Below are 18,777 nucleotides of genomic sequence, written 5' to 3' on the forward strand. Positions count from 1 at the left end.
AACTACATTATTTTATTTTTTCTTCTTCTTTGGTTTTGTCATTTTGCTTTTGACAAATTTGGTTCTGCTTTTCAAAAAATCAGCCATAGCTTGATTATAGCTGTATTTTTTTGCCTCTTTCAAAGGTTCCAAAGCCTTTTTATAGTCACATCTGATCTCCAGCAGCAGCGATTTTTGGATCAATATCCGTGATTTATCTATTCCTTTAATTTTTAAAGCGTAGTTGATGAGTTTTTCGGCTTCATCAAGATCTTCATTGTCCAAAAGACATTTGATATAATGTAAAGGCGTGTTGAGATTGGCCACATTGCACTGCATAGCTTCTTCGAAATACATTTTCGCTCTTTCATAATCGGTGAGCATTTCGCTGTATATTCTACCCATCAGGCACAGGCTGTCTGCATCTTCAGGATCGTAGGACAAGGCATAATTCAACGCTTCCAGGCAATCCGGAAGGCTGTATGGGTAGTTGTCCAGAGCTTCAAAATAATATTTACTTTTAGTTAAGGTCATGTCTGTCGTTTTTTAATTCTTTTTTCAGGATATTTCGCTGTTTTTTAAATGATTTATCCTGATGGATCTTTTTAAAATCTGTTCCTGAAAATGTGCGGACCGGATTTCCTCTCTGCACTTGCAGATGATTGTTCCAGGTATCCTGCATCCTTTTTTCAAGCTGTTTGATATAAAGTGCGGTCACTTTTTCTTTCAGCCGCATAATGGCCAATTTTTTATTCTCCAGCTGTGACCGCGAATCCTGCGCAAATACACTTTCTCCGGTGGGTATGTGAGTTGCCCGGACAGCCGTATTCACTTTATTCACATTCTGGCCGCCGCTTCCCTGGCTTCTTGTGGTCTGAAACTGAATATCTTTTTCATAGAAATTGATCTTCTCCAAGCCTTCCAGCTCGAAAATGCCGATAAACCAGTTGCTTCTTTTATGGAGTTTCCTGAATGTACTCTTCTCGGTCCAGCATATGCTTCCTAACCATGTTTTTAGAAATGCATCCAATTCTTTTGCTTTTAAAAGTATCGTTGCAGACTTCAATGTCAGATTTTCGTCACCATTTTCACGGTGAATAATTTCATAATCGATTGTATTGTTTTTCACTTCCTCAAGGAAGACCTTCAGTACTTTAGCAGTAACCCACTGGCATTCTAAAGGTCCTCTTCCCGAGGTTATTTGTATGAGTTTTTCCATTTTTTTAAAATTTTTAAGACTGCTTCCCTGTTTTTTGCGTCTTTCACAAAAGCCGGCAGTCTTTCTACCATACGCATTCTGTAAGGCAGTGTTCTTAGTTCTGCTGAGACATAAGCTTCCATTTCCAAAAGATGTTCTCTGTTTTTTGCCCAAAATAAATTGCCTTTGCAGTCATCCTGAAAATAAAGCGGACAGCCGAAAACATCATCCTGTTTCAGACCCTGAGCTTTCCGGGAATAATTGCGGAAATACTTTTCATATCTCGGTTTAATATCGAAACGGCTATCACATTCTCCGCACTGAACCGAAATACTGGGATGCTTTTCTTTTTCACACCTTTCAAAACGTATCGGATGTGCACAAACAGGACAATGAAGCTTAATGACAGCTTTATATACCACCATGTCATACCCGGTTTTTTTCAAATTGCAGTGTCTGCATTCCAGAACAGCTTCCTTATAATCGTTTCCATTTTTAACAAGGGCATCTTTCCCGCATTCCGGGCAAACGACCAGACAATTCACATAGTTGGAAGAATATTGTTGTGTATATCTTTTTATATGAGATGTTCCCATTTTTTCTATTTTTTGTTGGTTAATACTGATAAGAATCTATATTAACATCGTTATTTATAAAACCTTATAGGTTTTTTGAAACCTATAAGGTTGAAGCTGTAGGTCTGTAATTGAAAGCAGATTTCTTCTCACTGACAGCTATAGACCAGCAACTTCATTATTTATCCATTCTCACAATTCTAGGCTGAAATGTTCCGAGGATGTCTACCAGTTCACTCTGTGCATTCATCACTTCATGGATGTCTTTGTAAGCCATTGGAGCTTCTTCCGTATTACCGCCCATCAAAGTGACTTTCTTCAGTTTCAGTTCTTTTTTGATGTCATTCTGAGTGAAAAGACTTCTGCATTCGCCTCTCGAATGCGCTCTTCCTGCTCCATGTGATGCTGATTTCAAAGAATCAGGATTTCCTTTTCCACGGACGATAAAACCTTTTGCCGTCATGGATCCCGGAATCATTCCCAATTCATTTTCGTTGGCCGGTGTAGCGCCTTTTCTGTGGACAATCACTTCTTTTCCGTTATGAATTTCCTTCCATGCGAAATTGTGGTGATTTTCTATCCTGGCCCTTACTCTTCCTCCGACAGCTTTTACCAACCTTCTGTGAATATCATCGTGACAGGCAGAAGCATAATCACCGGCAAGATTCATCGCCGTCCAGTATTCCAGACCGAGATGGGTATTCATATCCAGCCAGGCAAACTGTTGCGCTTCTTTTGGCAACGGGCACTGATCTGCAGCTACTCTTGAGTAATATTGTGCAATCTCAGCACCCAGACCTCTGGAACCACTGTGAGAAAGTATTCCCAGGTATTTTCCCTTCGGCAACCCGATCTGATCATCTTCTTCCGTGATCTCCACTTCTCCGAATTCCACGAAATGATTCCCACCTCCGGATGAGCCCATCTGTTTGATCGCTTTTCCTTTTAATCTTCTTAAAATCGGGATCATATCGAATGTATCTCGCTCAAAGATTTCATGATCTATGTGAGATTTGTGGGTTTCGTACATCCCGAATTTGGTGTGTTCAGCAAGAGCTTTTTCATATTTATCTCTTGCTCCGTCAAGATATAAAACCGGTATATCCAAAATACTGAGGCTCATTCTGCAGCCGATATCCATTCCTACTCCGTAAGGGATTACTGCGTTTTCTACCGCCAGAACTCCTCCTATCGGAAGTCCGTAACCGCTGTGTGCATCAGGCATTAGAGCCCCTTGCGTTGAAATCGGCAATTTTAAAGCCGTATACAGCTGGTTTTTGGCTTCTTCAGAAATATTGGTTCCAAAGATCTGGAAGGAAGCCCGTTGGGCATTGAGCATTCTTTTTTCTGTTTTTCTCGATGAAAGCAGCGATTCTGCAATCTGTCCGAAAGTCAGATCTTTTTCAAAGTTCTCCGGATTGAGGAGGATGTCTTTTAAAATAGATTTTACATGGTGAATATTCTTCGTTGCAAAATTTCTTTTCATGACTTCCAAAGCCACGTTGACACTTTGATTATTTGGATATCCCAGTTTTAATATATCTTTTCCTTTTAGTTTTAAATTTCCCATTGTTTTTGTTTCAAATCATATTGGACTTTATAAGTCCTCAAAATAGTCTGCAAGTTCTGTTGCAGACATGATGCAGGCGGTATATTTCCTGCTTTTGATAAGATCAGTTTCATATTTGATGAAACAGAAATTAGAAGTGAGATGTTAGAAATTAGTCCTTACAGGTCACAACAATCCTTATTCAACTAAAATTTAAGTTGATTGATTTTACGATAATGAACAGCATGAAACAGGATCATATGAGATCTTTTCATTTTGTTCTTAAATGACACTAAAAAATTTCGGGTAAACTGGAGTTTGAATATTGCGCAATAAAAAACCCGAAATCTTACGACTTCGGGTTTTGATATTTCGTTGTACTATTATTCTAAGAGTATACCAAACCACGAAGCCTTACCACCATAAGTGGTACTCCAGCTGAAGAATTTTGATTCGTTTTGAACATTGCTTCGTTGTTTTTTTATTGGTTAAACTTTATTTTCAGCTGCAAATATAGTATATTTTCTGAATATCAAAATATTTTTTTTACTTCATGTGGATCAGACTTAGAAAAATACCGTCTATTACTTTGGTCATTCTTGGAAGATCCAACGTTTCCACAGTATCTGTCGTCTGATGGTAATTTTTATTCCTGAAAAACGATGTATCCGTGATCATTAGGGCAGAATAGCCAAATTTCCAATAGTTAAGATGGTCTGAGAAATCTGTTCCTTTTACAAATTTAGGAGCGGTAAAAGTTTCTGTTTTAATCTGATTGGCTTCTTTAAACTGAGTCCTGAAATTATTTACAAAATCTCCGGCTCCAAACTTTTTGACCAATGTTATAAAATCTCCTTTATTGCCATAAACCCACGACAAAATCCCCAATGGGTAGCTTTGTGAGTTCTTTTCGTCCTTGAAATACCCTATCATTTCCACACTTGCCATTCCATATACATCGATATTATGATCTTTTAAATACTGAGCATGAATATGGCTTCCCATATTTTCAGTCCTGAAATAGGGCGGTTCTTCCAATGTATAGGCTACAAGATCTATTCTGTAATTCAGTTTTTGTCCCTTAAGCATTCTGGCGAGCTCCAAAAGGGCGGTGACTCCGGTAGCATTGTCGTCTGCTCCCTGCTGATCTCCGCAAACATCATAATGGGCACCGATAATGATTCTTTTTTTGTTTTCCGTACCGAAAGAAGTGATTACATTTTTATAGATTTTACCCTCAACATTATATTCCTGAAAGGTTGTACTGTCGCCATATTTACTGAAATCCAGTTTAATATAATCTGCAATGGCATTCAGCTGATCTATATTTTTGTGATTTCTGAATTCAGGGATTTGGGTAAGCGCTGTAAGGTGGTTTTTAACCAGGTTGATATCCGCCGGCACGGGAGATTTCTGAACCGGACGATTTCCGGAGCCTGTCGCAAAACAAAAAACAGCTATAAAAATTAAGCCTGCAACAATAATGATCTTACTGGCTGCAGGCTTTGTTATATTTTTAAAATTCATCTCACGGTATGCTTTATGATTGGAAAATTGAAATTAGTACTTTTCCACCAATCTGCACAGCACGTGAAGTTTTATTTTAGTTTTCTAAGAATTTCTGTAAGATTTCTACCGCACATTTCGGTAGATTGGTTCCCGGCCCGAAAATAAAATCGGCACCGTTGGCATACAGGAATTCATAATCCTGCTGCGGAATAACGCCTCCTACTACGATCGTTACGTCATCTGCTCCCAGCTTCTTAAGTTCTTCTACTACCTGTGGAACCAGGGTTTTATGACCCGCTGCGAGAGAAGAAACTCCAAGGATGTGAATATCATTTTCTACGGCCTGTTTCGCTACTTCTTCAGGCGTCTGGAACAATGGCGCCACATCGACGTCAAATCCCATATCTGCAAATGCTGTAGCTACTACTTTGGCACCTCTGTCGTGCCCGTCCTGCCCCATTTTAGCCACCATGATTCTTGGACGACGGCCTTCTGCTTCTTCAAATTTTTGAGTCAGGTGAAGGGCTTTTTCAAAATATTCGTTTTTCCCGGCGTTCATAGCATATACTCCAGAGATTGTTCTGATATTGGCTTTGTATCTTCCAAAAGTTTCCTCCATGGCATCGCTCATTTCACCAAGGGTTACTCTTCTTTTTGCGGCCTCGATGCATAAAGCTAAAAGGTTTCCGTTTCCTGTTTTGGCACTTTCACGGATCTCGTTAAGAATTTCTGTAACGGCTTCAGGATTTCTTTCTGCTTTTATTCGTTCAAGTCTTTCGATCTGTTTTCTGCGGACTTCCGTATTATCGATATCCAGGATCTCAATTCCGTCCTGTTTTAAAGTTGTTCTGAATGAATTCACTCCGATGATGAATTCTTCTCCACTGTCTATTTTAGCCTGTTTTTTGGCTGCAGCTTCTTCTATCCTCATTTTTGGAATTCCGGCCTCAATGGCTTTGGTCATTCCTCCTTCCTGCTCTACCTCATCGATGTATTTCATCGCCTCCTCAATCATCTGCTGGGTAAGGCTTTCCACAAGGTTGCTTCCACCCATTGGATCCACTACATCACAGATCCCGCTTTCCTGCTGAAGGATAATTTGGGTATTTCTTGCGATCTTCGCTGAATAATCGGTAGGAAGGGCAATGGCTTCATCCAGGGCATTCGTATGCAGCGACTGGGTTCCGCCTAAAGCAGAAGAAAGAGCCTCAATTGCGGTTCTTGTAATATTATTAAATGGTTCCTGCTCGGTAAGCGACCATCCTGAGGTTTGAGAGTGGGTTCTTAATGCCAAAGATTTTGCATTCTGTGGGTTGAACTGTTTTAAAAGAGTTGCCCAAATGTACCTTGCGGCGCGCATTTTTGCAATTTCCATGAAGTGGTTCATCCCAATCGCCCAGAAAAATGAAAGTCTCGGGGCAAAATCATCTACATTCATTCCGGCTTTGATTCCTGTTCTTACATATTCAAGCCCGTCTGCCAGCGTGTAAGCCATTTCCAGTACCGGAGTGGCACCTGCTTCCTGCATGTGGTATCCTGAGATCGAGATAGAGTTGAATTTTGGAATATTCTGCGCAGTATATTCAAAGATATCCGCAATGATCTTCATGGAAGGAGCCGGCGGATAGATATAGGTATTTCTTACCATGAACTCTTTCAAAATGTCGTTCTGAATGGTTCCGGAAAGAAGTTCCTGTTTTACACCCTGCTCTTCAGCAGCTACAATATAGAAAGACAAAATAGGAAGTACGGCTCCGTTCATCGTCATGGATACCGAGATCTGATCTAACGGTATCTCATTGAACAAGATCTTCATATCTTCCACAGAATCGATGGCTACGCCGGCTTTACCGACGTCACCTACCACTCTTGAATGATCGGAATCATATCCTCTGTGTGTGGCAAGGTCAAAAGCGACGGATAGTCCTTTTTGCCCTGCTGCAAGATTTCTTCTGTAAAATGCATTGGATTCTTCTGCTGTAGAGAAACCTGCGTACTGTCTTACTGTCCATGGCTTCTGTACATACATGGTAGAATACGGGCCTCTGAGATAGGGAGCAATTCCTGGAGAAGTCTGTGTTAAAGATTCATTTTTAACATCTTTTGGGGTGTAAGATGATTTTAACTCTAAACCGTCTTTTTCAAAATTATAGATCTCTCTTTCCAGAGGGTCTACGCTAAAGTCCGGTTTTTTCACAGAAATTGTCTTTCGCATTCCAATAATTTTTGTCAGCGTAAAGTTAATTTTTTTGAACGAAACATGAAACTTATGTTAACATTCAGTTTTCCTGAATTTTAAGCATAAAAAAAGACCGGACAAATGCCCGGTCTCAGTTATAGATATACTTACTTATTATTTTTTGATAAGTTTAGTATTGTACGTGTTTTTGTCATCTTTAAGAGTGATCACATACATACCTTTGATCAATGATGCAACATTAATTCTGTTGTTACCATCTGTCTGACCTTGCTGAACTAATCTTCCGTCTGCACTGAAGATGCTGTAGTCAGCTTTTCCTTTCAGGTTCTTCACTTCCACGAAAGTATCTGCAGGATTTGGATAGATAGAAATTTCAGATGTTTTTGGTCCGTTTACATCATCAACTGCCAATCCGCCAGTGATTTTTACAGAGAAATCTTTAAATGAACCCTGAGAAATAACTCCTCCTCCAGTTACACCAACAGATGGGAATCCACATGGTCCGGTAGCTTTGTTAAAGAAAGTATTTGCTACTCTCATTCTTAAAAGCTTATCACCTGCATAAGCTGTAGCTGGAACAGTAAATGTAAAGTTTCCTGTATACTGACCATTGCTAGCCGGTGGAACAGTAGCTACAGATCCTACTTTTTCTGAGGCTTCAAAAACTCCGTTTCTGTTATAATCTATCCACACTTCCATATTGTCATTATAAGTAACTGTTCCGTTACCTACATTGAAATAAGACAATGTGTATTGTGTTCCTTTTGTCAAATTGATCACCTTAGTTGCATCTTCAGTATAATCTCTATAAGTGCTGAAAATATTTTTATATGATAAATCTGAATAGGCTAAATTAGATACGTTCATTTGAGCCATACCACTATTATAGGTAAAGCTTGCAAAGCTATTTCCTCCAGTTGTCATTAAACAGTAATCTACTCCTGTCGTAAGACCTTTAGTCTTGAAAGTATAGTTACTTGAGAATGCTCCCGGAACAGTGTTTACTACAGCAGCAACCTGTACTTCGTAATTTGTTTCATCTTCAAGAGTGCTTAGCACCACTGAGTTTGTAGGGCTTGTTGCATTTGACCAGTTTGTTGTTCCTACTTTTCTGTAGTTAACTGAATATGTTGCACCTGGAACACTATTCCAAGCAACTTTGGCAGTAGTTTTGAAAATTTCCGATTTTATTGCGGCAACTCCTGTAGGTGCAGCCGTAGTAGAAGTAGGAGCTGTTCCTACAGTTACTTGCGGAGATACTGCATAGAATACGTTTCCGATAGCAGAAACTCTCAATTTCACAGCACCTGTTAAGGATGCAGGCATTTGACCCGTATAGCTTCCTGTATTTGGAGTAGAAGCTACCAATTCTGTCCACGTTGCTCCGTTTACCAGATCTGTAGTATATTCAATCTTTACATTAGGCGCATTATATGGTGCTGTATTGGTATTGGCAACATCCCATGAAATTGTATTGGATGCATTATTATATAGCACTGTAGAAGCGGTAAGTCCTGAAAATTTAAACGGTCCGTCATTTCCAACGGTAACAGTAGTTTCAGAAGAAGAAAGCATAGGTCTTCCTACATTCTCATCTCTTACAGTCACTGCATAATGTAAAGTTCTAGGAACATAAGATACAGTTTCCCAGTTTGGCGTTGTAGCAGCTCCCGGAACCGTTTTATTAGTTAAAACTCCGCTCATCACTATTGGCAAGCTTGGGAAATATCTTCTTCCGCTTGTTGTTCCGAAATAAGATCTTGTTAAAGCTCCCTGTGCGCTATATCCCCATCCGCTGTCTCCAGAAATGGAATTGTAAGAATCAACGCTGTCATACTGCTCCCAAGAATACTTAATAGCATCAGCATCTGTAGCAGAAGCCTCTAAATAGTAAGCAGTCCCTTTAGGTATATTGTAAACACCAAGAGCTGCAATTACAGGGGCAGTATTGGTTGTAATGGTTTCTGAAGTACCACAAGTAGTCTTACTGTCAAGACTGTTTAATATCTGATTAATAGAAGAATAATGGAAATAAGCATCAGTAGTAGCCTGTACATTATCTCCTGTAATTCCAGCATATCCCATGATCGTTGTACCACCACCAGGTTCAATATTCACTCCCGATCCTTCCGAAACGTGAGAGAATGTATGGTTAGCTCCCAACTGGTGACCCATTTCGTGAGCAGCATAATCAATATCAAAAAGATCCCCAGTAGGGTTTGTATTTTGAGTAAAAGCAGATCCTTTAGCTAAGGTCGTTGCAGTTGCTGGGTTTACACATGTTGATGCAATAGAACCTGCGTTTCCGTTTCCTCCTGCAGCATTGAATACGTGTCCCATGTCGTAATTGGCATTACCAACTACAGAGGTTAAAGTCTGCTGAAGATTTAGGTTTAAGTTTCCAGTATATGGATCCGCTGTAGGATCTGTGTATATGATAGCCGGAATGTCCTGAATGATCGCTTTAATACCGAATTCTTTTTCAAAAATACCGTTTACACGAGTCATAGTAGCATTCATCTGCACCACAGTATTTACAGTTCCTCCCGAAGGGTCAAATTTCTTTGTGTATTCACCTGTAGTAGAAAGTGCCAGTCTGTATGTTCTGTATTTTGTAATGGCAGGTCTGCTGGTAACTCCTAAGTTAGAAAGGTTCTTCTTACCGTTAGCTTCTAACGCCTTAATATCCTTAATAATCTCTTTTTCTTCCGTAGAGCACTCAAATCCGTGATCGCTTGCTGTTCTCTTCGTTTTGTAGAATACTCCGTAAGTCTGCTTATCTGTACTGATAGGCTCAATGAACTGGAATACCCCATCTTTGATGATCATAGACTGCATCTCTGTTGGAGCCGTACTGAATCTTATGTATTTGGAAGGATCATCTACCCCTACCCCTACGTAAGAACCTAACTGGTATCTGTCCGCCATAGACTGTACTACAACCGGGTCACTGTATACCGCAAATTTTTCAATTTTCCCTTCTGCTGTTGGAAGAGAAACAATAACAGCTTTTGCTCCTTTACCTGCTTCTACTGCATCTTTTAACTGATTTCTTAATGATGCAAGATCTACTTTGTAAGAATACTGAACTTCAACTTCTTTTCTGATTTCAGAAGTTTTTTGCGAGGCAGGTACCCACCTCTGTGCATTAAGACTGGCCAAACTACCTGCCAATGCACAAACTAGTAAAATTCTTTTTTTCATAACTGAACTACATGAATAGAATTAATAAATTTTAAATATCCAGAACAAAAATAACAATTTATAACATAGTACAATTAAAAAAAGTGGCTAATTTTAATAAAATTAGCCACTTTGGTTCTTTTTTTGTTATTTATAACTATTTATTAATTCCCATTTCATATAAAGCAAATGAAATAAGGTCCGCATTTTCACTGATGACCTGCTCGGTTGCTCTTCCCGCACCATGACCTGCATTTTTCTCAATTCTTAGTAAAATTGGATTCTTACATCCCTGTTTTTCCTGAAGCTCGGCTCCGAATTTGAATGAGTGCGCCGGAACCACCCTGTCGTCATGATCACTTGTAATGATCATTGTAGAAGGATAGCACGTTCCTTTTTTCACATTATGAACAGGAGAATAAGATTTAAGGTATTCAAACATTTCTTTGCTGTCTTCTGCCGTTCCATAGTCATATGACCAGCCAGCTCCAGCTGTGAACTTGTTGTATCTCAGCATATCCAGAACGCCTACACCAGGGAAAGCGACTTTGGCGAGATCAGGGCGCATCGTCATAGTCGCACCCACAAGAAGTCCTCCGTTTGATCTTCCGGACAGCGCCATATATTCTTTTGAAGTATAGCCTTTCTTCTGTAAATATTCTCCCGCAGCGATGAAGTCTTCGAAAACATTTTTCTTCTGGGTCTTCGTCCCTGCATCATGCCATTTTTTACCATACTCACCGCCACCCCTGATATTCGGTACGGCATAAATTCCTCCGTTTTCCATCCAGATAGCATTGACCACCGAGAATGAAGGCTGAAGGCTGATATTAAACCCACCGTAAGAATACAAAATAGTAGGATTTTTACCGTTAAGCTTGGTTCCTTTTTTATAATTGATCATCATCGGAACTTTCGTCCCGTCTTTTGAAGTATAGAAAACCTGCTCAGAAACATAATCGTCCGGATTGAATTTCACTTTCGGCTTCTGATAAACTTCCCATTTCCCTGAATCTGCATTAAATTTATATGTGGTTCCCGGTGTGATATAGTTGCTGAAAGAGAAATAAAGCTCTTTTTCCTCTTTTTTACCTCCAAAACCACTTACATTTCCTTTTCCCGGAAGTGTAATTTCTCTTACCAGCTTTCCTGTTTTATCGAACTGTTTTACCTGATCGATCGCATCCACCATATACGTTGCAAAAAAGTATCCGCCTCCTGAAGATACTCCTAAAACATTTTCTGTTTGCGGAATAACATCTTTCCAGGTTTCCGGGGAAGGATTGGCAATGCTTGTTTTTACCAGACGCATATTCGGAGCATCTTTATCCGTAAAGATAAACAGATCATCTCCCTGTGTATCCACAATATTGACATTGATATCAAATCCTTTGTTGATTTGCACAAAATCACCGCCTTTCTTAAGATCTTTGATATACAGTTCATTTCCATTCGTTGCATCAGCTGCAGAAATAATCAGGTATCTCTGGTCTTCAGAAACATCTGCCCCAAGGTATCTTCTGGGCGTTTTATCACCTCCGAAGATCAGTTGATCTACAGACTGCTTGGTTCCTAATTTATGGAAATATACTTTATGCTTATCCGTCATTCCTGAAAGTACGGTTCCTTCTTTCGGCTTATCGTAGCTTGAATAGTAGAATCCTTCATCACCCTGCCATGAAATGCCACTGAATTTTACATCCAGAAGTGTTTCGTCGATCTGTTTTTTGGTGATGGCATCGATGATGATGATCTTGTTCCAGTCGCTTCCGCCTTCAGAAATAGAGTAAGCAGCCAGATTTCCTTTTTTGTTGAATGACATATTGGAAAGCGAAGTGGTTCCTTTTTCTGAAAATTTATTAGGATCTAAAAATACTTCTGTTGCTTTGGTTTTATTGTTTGTTCTGTATAGGACAGACTGCGCCTGAAGGCCGTCATTTTTAGAATAGTAGGTATAATCTCCTTCTTTGAAAGGTGCTGAAATTTTTTCGTAATTCCAGATATCTTTCAGCTGATCCTTGATCTTATTTCTGAAAGGAATCTTAGCAAGATAATTCTGGCTGTAGACTACTTCATCGTCTACCCATTTCTTTGTAGCTTCAGAATCATTTTCAAGATCTCTGAAAGGGTCGGCTACAGCAGCACCAAAATAAGTATCTGTCTGGCTTCCCTTTATGGCATTAGGATAATTCATTTTTTGAGCATAAAAAGTTGCTGAAGAGAGGACTCCAGCGGTTAATAAAAGTGGTTTAAAATTCATAATCAAGGGTTTTCTCAAAAATACATAAAGTATATGAAATAAAAAAAGCCCTGATACCAGGGCTTTCTGTCATAAAAATATTTTCTATGAAATTTTATTTCGATCCAAAACTTTCAAAGTAAAAATCAGTCAATCCAGAAACCATTTCGTCAGGACTGCCATTCCAATAGTATGTTTTTCCGCCCTCATTCAACTGATACAGGCTAAATTTTTGTTCAGTAACGACTGTCTTGTCAGCATTTTTAAAATCCTGCACACTTTGTAGCAGGTATTTTTTAAGCTCTTCCGGCTTTACATTTTTAATATCCCCCGCTGGTATGTCGGAAAATTTTGCAGGAACCCTGAAACTCACGGAATAACTTACCTCAGCAATTTTCTGGTCTTCTACATGTTCATTCTGCACTATTTTTACGTCTTTAACGATGAGTTTTCCTTTTTTGAAATTCTCCATCATCGCACTAAAGTATCCTTCTGCTTCTTTTCTGCATGCATCAGCCGTTGCTTTGGGAAAAACGGATAAAAAATGATCCGTGCTTTCTTTCATCATTTCCAGCGATACTGTATTAAAATCAACCTGATAAGCCGTATCACCTTCTACGGTTGGTTTTAAATAATCGTTCAGTTTATTCAGAATAGCGGTATCATTATTAACGAAAGTACCGAAGTACATTTCGAAGACTTCCGAAGGTTTTTTCACCTCGGTCTGGGCCATCAGATTCTGACTTAGAACCGCCAGCATCAGCAATATAATAATCTTAAAATTTTTCATATTGATATTTTATTTTTCTAATGATTTAAGCTTTTAAAATAGGACTCATTCAGTTTCCAGACTAATTCCTGTAGTTTTTTAATATGCCAAATTTAAAGCAAAAAAAAGCTCTTGAAATTCAAGAGCCTGATTGATATATCTGTTTTTAATAGTTTTCTTCTTCTCCTTTCATTTTCTCTGCATTTTCTGCCATGATTACGGCATCAATCATTTCAGAGATGTCTCCGTTCATATAGGCATCCAGATTATACATGGATTTGTTGATTCTGTGATCTGTCACCCTTCCCTGAGGATAGTTGTAGGTTTTGATCTTTGCAGAACGGTCACCGGTAGAAACCATTGATTTACGTTGTGCTGCAATATCACCCTGAACTTTTTGCAATTCGATGTCGTATAGTTTGGTTCTCAACATTTCCATTGCCAATTCACGGTTAGCCAGCTGGGAACGTGCCTGCTGACAAACAACCACCATACCTGAAGGTTTATGCGTCAGCTGAACTTTTGTTTCAACCTTGTTTACGTTCTGACCTCCGGCTCCTCCTGAACGGGATGTCTGCATTTCAATATCGGCAGGATTCAGTTCGAAATCCACTTCTTCTGCTTCCGGTAATACGGCAATTGTGATGGCAGAGGTATGAACTCTACCCTGAGATTCCGTTTCAGGAACACGCTGTACACGGTGAACTCCGGACTCGAATTTCATAATTCCGTAAACACCTTCTCCTTCCACCTTCATAATCAGTTCTTTGTAGCCTTTTGCAGCTTCATTGGAATCGGTTACTTCATGTTTCCAGCCTTTTGTTTTGAAGTACATAGAATACATTCTATAGACGTCTTCCACAAAAATAGCAGCTTCATCACCTCCTGTTCCAGCGCGAAGTTCTACAATAATGTTTTTGTCGTCGGCAGGATCTTTAGGAATCAATAAAACCTTAAGCTCTTCTTCCAATCCCGGAAGTTTAGCCTGAGCTTCTACTTTTTCCTCCTTAGCCATATCTACTAAATCTCTGTCTGAGCCGTCAGCAATGATTTCTTCAGATTCTGCAATATTATCTAAAGCACCTTTATACTGATCGTACACTCTTACAATCTTTCCCAAATCACTGTACTCTTTGTTCAGAGAAGAATATTTTTTTTGATCTGAAATGATATCAGGCTGTATAATAAGGTCTGCAACCTCATTATATCTTTGTTTAATAGCTTCTAGTTTTGGAATTAATGATTTAGACATTCTGCAATTTTTGAGAGTGCAAAGATAAGAATTATTAATTCAAATCTCAATGCCATTTTTATAAAGCATAAGTATTTGGTATATATTCTTTTGTCTTAAAACAAAAGGGGCAAAAATTCCACCCTGCGATTTTAATGAAGATTTGGCCTTACTTATTGTGATGGCTTTTTAAAAAACTTTTTATCAACAACATAAAAGATAAGCCCGAATGCTACAATTCCCAGTCCTATAATGCTCTCTTTAGGATTATGAATGAGGGTAAAATAGAGGATATAAATACTGAAAAGCAGAAAAACTGCCGGAAATACATAGAACAGATTGGATTTAAATATTTTCCGCTGATCTTTTTTAAGAAAGAAAACCGTAGAAATAGAGAGGCTGGCGAATAACTGAAGGATAAATGCGGTATAGACAAATATCTCTTTAAAGCTTCCCGTCAGGATAATCACAGAAGCGATTACTGCATGGGCAAAAATGGCTCTTACCGGAATTCCCTTTTTATTATTGACCGCCAATGACCTCCACAAATGATTTTCTGTGGCAAAAGCCTGCGTCAGTCTTGAACCGACCCATAAATAACCACTGATCGTCGCAATCAGCTGCAGAGCAATAAAAATGTTGACTATTTTTCCAAAACCTATTCCCAGCATATTCCCCGCTGCTTCGCCCATCACATCTTCTTTTCCGGCCATCTGACTTACGGGGGCATGTTTCAGCATGATAAAATTGACCAGAAGATAACTCACCGTTACGAAAACCGTCCCCACAATCAAAGCTCTGGGAAGGTTCTTCTGAACTTCTTTTATTTCTCCCGCAATGTATGATGCGGAATTCCAGCCAGTGTAGGAATAGGTAACAAAAACCAGCGAAGTTGCAAAAGCGGGAAGCATGATTTCATCCTGCCAGCTGTTTCTAAATTCCAGACTGTTTCCTGCCGCGGACCCCGGAAGTACCACGCCAAGGATGACGAGAACAATGATAAAAGCAATTTTGATAAAGGTGAAAAAATTATGAAACCTGCTGGAAGTCTTCAAGCTGAACGATAATGTTGCCGCCACAAGAAATATGAACCCGATCGCAAAACCGTTTCCAAAGGTGTAATTAAAAGCTGAAAGGTATTTTGACATCGCCAGTGCAGCAAGCGCTACCGGTGCAGAAAATCCTATAATCAAAGAGATCCAGCTGACCAGATAACCAAATATAGGATGATAGGTTTCTTTGAGATAGATATAATCCCCACCGTTTCCTTTGAAATAAGATCCAAGCTCCGCGTAGCAAAATGCTCCGAACAAAGCGAGAATCCCACCGATGATCCACAACAGGAAAATGCTGTAGGTATTGGTAATATCAGACAGCTGAAAACCTAAAGTCGTAAATATTCCGGTCCCAATCATATTGGAAACTACGATAGCGGTAGCGGTTTTCCAGCCGATCTGGTGTGTAGCAGTACTCATTGATCTGTTAAAAATTAAAATTAAGTCTTCCGAAGAAGTAATTTCCCAGCGTTCCCATCTGAACCGGAGCGTATTTAAACACTCCATAATAAGAATTCGCATAGATCTGAAGATCCGGGAAAACATCAAATACATTATTCGCGCCCACGGTCAGGTTGATGGTTTTCGTTATATCATATCCTACGCTCACATCTGTTACGACCTTTGGAGAGAAGCTCTGTACTTTTCCGAACGGATAACCGTCTCTGATGACCTGACCAAAATACGTATTTCTTACCATGAAATTGAATTTTCCGATGGCATAATTCAATCCCAGCGAAGCTTTTGTTTTGGGTGAAAGGGTTTCTATGATATTGATCTGATCCGGGCCGAAAAACTGATCCTGTGTAGGCACCAGCTTTTCAGGAAAATGGAAGTCTTTGATCTTCGTTTCCGTATAATTTCCTGCTAAGTTGATATTCAAGTTTCCGCCGCCAAGTTTCCAGTCGTAGGTGACTACGACATCAACTCCTTTTGTCTCGGTATCAATGGCATTGGCGAAAAACCTTCCGCTTTCTACGTTGTACTGAGCCAATCTAGGATCTTCGATATTACTTGTGATTACAATTCTGTCTTTTACTTTAATCCAATATCCATCAACCGTTATAAACAATCTGTTGGCTGGTTTCAGCGTAAATCCTGCACTCGCGTTTACTGAAGTTTCCTGTTTTAATTTATCAAATCCGAGAGCTTTTGCCGCATCACTGTCGTTCCTGAAAATTCCTTTGGTCACAATTCCCAATCCTGAAGTAGAAATATCTGCATAGGAATTATTAAAATACTGCTGCTGAAGTGAAGGAGCTCTGAAACCGGTTCCCACAGCCGCCCGTACTGCATAGTTTTTTACAAACTCATACCTCACGGCAAGTTTTCCGTTGAAGGTATTTCCAAAATCTGAATAATTTTCAAATCTTCCCGCCAGATCTATATTTAACTTTTTAGCGATGTCATAGGAAACATCGGCATATACCGCCGCTGAATGTCTGGATTTCTTCAAAGCATTATCCGGTGAAAAACCGATAAACGACTGTGAACCTCCGTTTCCTTCCACTGTAGAACCCGGAACTGCCGGATTTCCATTGATGTCATAGCGCGTGTAAGATGCTTCATCGCCCGGCTTGATTTCATATTGTTCAAAACGGAATTCTCCACCAAATGCGATATTAAACTTATTCAGGTTTTTAGAAACATCAAGATTCACTGTATTCTGAAGGAAACTGTGCGCTCCGGCATAAAAACTAGTGGGAGATTTTACCCCTAATGAAGCGTTGTTTGTGTTATTAACATGGTAATTGAATGTATTGCTTCCGAATGTGTTGCTTAAATCAATGAACCAGTTATTCACATTATATTTCGCACCTACAGCATATGAAAAATCGTAAACCTGTGAGCCTAAAGAAGCCTGGAAGCCGTTTGGATAAATAGAAGACACCACGTTGGATGTTTCGCTTGGAAGTCTTCTGAAACCAAAACCTTTTCCTTCTTTAACACTGAAACCTCCAAAAGAATACAGTTTCAGGCTTTCACTTAACGGATATTCGGAGTTAAAAAATAACTGCGCTTGTCGGATCTGTGCATCTCCGATCTGAAAATTAAAATCATCACGGGTAAGCCCTCTTTCTCTTAATTTCTGATCATCGGCTGCTCTTGCGGCAAGAGGATCATTGGCAAATTCATAGGCAAAATTATTTCCGAAAATGTCGAGATCATGATTTTGAGTTCTTGTTGTCTTGCCCCGGTGGCTCAACTGTAGTGAAAGATTGACATAGCTGTCTTTTTTACCCAAAGAAGATCCGTAATTGATTCCCGCCTGATAGGTTTCGCCATCATTTCTCCCACTGATTCCATAGGACGCAGAAGCAGATGCTCCGATGTCTTTTTTGAGAATAATATTCACCACTCCTGCGATAGCATCAGAACCGTACTGAGCGGCTGCACCATCTCTTAAAACTTCAATCCTGTCGATAGCGATCACGGGAATGGTGCTCAGATCCGTTCCTACCGATCCGTTTCCTACGGTATTCTGATAATTGACCAATGAAGTGCTGTGCCTTCTTTTACCGTTGATCAGGACCAAAACCTGATCGGGTCCCATTCCTCTTAAAGTCACGGGATCGATATGTTCTGTCCCATCTGAAGCAGACTGTCTCACGGAATTAAATGACGGAATCACATAGTTCAGAAGATCCTGAACCGTAGTTTGCGGAGCAGATCTCTGCAGTTTTTCTATATTGATAATGTCTACGGGAACCGGTGTTTCCAGTTTTGTTCTTTTCGCATTCCGGTTTCCTACGATCACCACATCTTCGATCTGAGTTCCTTTTTCCTGCTCCTGTGCATTCACCAAAACAGCTCCCAGGAGTATCACAGACAGACTTAATTTTTTCATCTTTCGTTATTGTAAATTAATAATAAAATGTTTCCGCAGACCTGATCCGCAGATAACAAAAAGACTTCAAGAAATGGAATTGCTGTCAGAATAGTGACTTTGCTCATCTTCCCCGCAACGGGCTGGAATTAGCACCTTTACACTTTTTAGAGTCGTGCAGGTTGCTAAGGTTTCATAGGGCCAAATCCCTCCACCTTTCTTGATAAATCTACTGCAAAAGTAGACTAATATTTTTAATTGGCAAAAAGCAGATTTACATATTCCTGACGATCTGTAAAAAAGAAGAATAACATCCTAAGCTTTGAGAAAATTAATAAAAAAGACCCATGAAAGATTTCATGAGCCCTTACGATAAAAGTAATTGTAATGAACCTTTTTTAAAATAAATCAATTTATGCTTTTACAACAAAGGGCTTTCCTAAAAAAGCCCCTGCTGATCAAT

Annotated in this window: 12 protein-coding genes and 1 riboswitch; all 12 genes read right to left on the minus strand. The window is 39.5% G+C overall.

What is annotated here, in order from left to right; all coding sequences use genetic code 11:
• Positions 1-12: 12 nt before the first annotated feature.
• Positions 13-513, minus strand: coding sequence for a tetratricopeptide repeat protein (locus N0B48_RS21530; protein WP_259841444.1), 501 nt, complete (start codon positions 511-513; stop codon positions 13-15).
• Positions 500-1,198, minus strand: a complete 699-nt coding sequence (prfH, locus tag N0B48_RS21535; protein ID WP_259841446.1) for a peptide chain release factor H — start codon at positions 1,196-1,198, stop codon at positions 500-502. Before prfH ends, N0B48_RS21530 begins: the two co-directional genes overlap by 14 nt.
• Complete coding sequence (locus tag N0B48_RS21540; RefSeq protein WP_259841448.1) at positions 1,177-1,773, minus strand: hypothetical protein; 597 nt, start codon at positions 1,771-1,773, stop codon at positions 1,177-1,179. The genes prfH and N0B48_RS21540 overlap by 22 nt, the downstream gene beginning before the upstream one ends.
• Positions 1,774-1,930: 157 nt before the next feature.
• Positions 1,931-3,322: an RtcB family protein gene (locus N0B48_RS21545; RefSeq protein WP_259841449.1), complete on the minus strand. Its 1,392-nt coding sequence runs from the start codon at positions 3,320-3,322 to the stop codon at positions 1,931-1,933.
• A 525-nt stretch (positions 3,323-3,847) separates the two neighbouring features.
• Positions 3,848-4,828 (minus strand): M28 family peptidase, encoded by a 981-nt coding sequence (locus N0B48_RS21550; RefSeq protein WP_259841450.1) that lies wholly within the window; start codon positions 4,826-4,828, stop codon positions 3,848-3,850.
• A 76-nt stretch (positions 4,829-4,904) separates the two neighbouring features.
• Positions 4,905-7,025, minus strand: a complete 2,121-nt coding sequence (scpA, locus tag N0B48_RS21555) for a methylmalonyl-CoA mutase (protein WP_259841451.1) — start codon at positions 7,023-7,025, stop codon at positions 4,905-4,907.
• 138 nt (positions 7,026-7,163) lie between these two features.
• The gene (locus N0B48_RS21560) at positions 7,164-10,214 is read right to left on the minus strand and encodes a reprolysin-like metallopeptidase (RefSeq protein ID WP_259841452.1); all 3,051 of its coding nucleotides are present in this window, start codon (positions 10,212-10,214) and stop codon (positions 7,164-7,166) included.
• Between the two features lie 136 nt (positions 10,215-10,350).
• Positions 10,351-12,453: a prolyl oligopeptidase family serine peptidase gene (locus tag N0B48_RS21565; protein WP_371830628.1), complete on the minus strand. Its 2,103-nt coding sequence runs from the start codon at positions 12,451-12,453 to the stop codon at positions 10,351-10,353.
• Positions 12,454-12,547: 94 nt separating this feature from the next.
• Entirely contained in the window at positions 12,548-13,222 is a 675-nt protein-coding gene (locus N0B48_RS21570; protein WP_259841453.1) for a hypothetical protein, read from the minus strand.
• Positions 13,223-13,367: 145 nt separating this feature from the next.
• Positions 13,368-14,453, minus strand: coding sequence for a peptide chain release factor 1 (gene prfA, locus N0B48_RS21575; RefSeq protein WP_073328887.1), 1,086 nt, complete (start codon positions 14,451-14,453; stop codon positions 13,368-13,370).
• Positions 14,454-14,605: 152 nt separating this feature from the next.
• The gene (locus N0B48_RS21580) at positions 14,606-15,907 is read right to left on the minus strand and encodes an APC family permease (protein WP_259841454.1); all 1,302 of its coding nucleotides are present in this window, start codon (positions 15,905-15,907) and stop codon (positions 14,606-14,608) included.
• Positions 15,908-15,914: 7 nt separating this feature from the next.
• A complete protein-coding gene (locus N0B48_RS21585; RefSeq protein WP_259841455.1) occupies positions 15,915-18,335 on the minus strand; it encodes a TonB-dependent receptor plug domain-containing protein in 2,421 nt (806 codons plus the stop codon).
• A gap of 100 nt (positions 18,336-18,435) precedes the next feature.
• Positions 18,436-18,544: riboswitch (SAM riboswitch) on the minus strand.
• Between the last annotated feature and the right edge of the window lie 233 nt (positions 18,545-18,777).

Source organism: Chryseobacterium herbae (assembly GCF_025154075.1).
Lineage (GTDB): Bacteria > Bacteroidota > Bacteroidia > Flavobacteriales > Weeksellaceae > Chryseobacterium > Chryseobacterium herbae.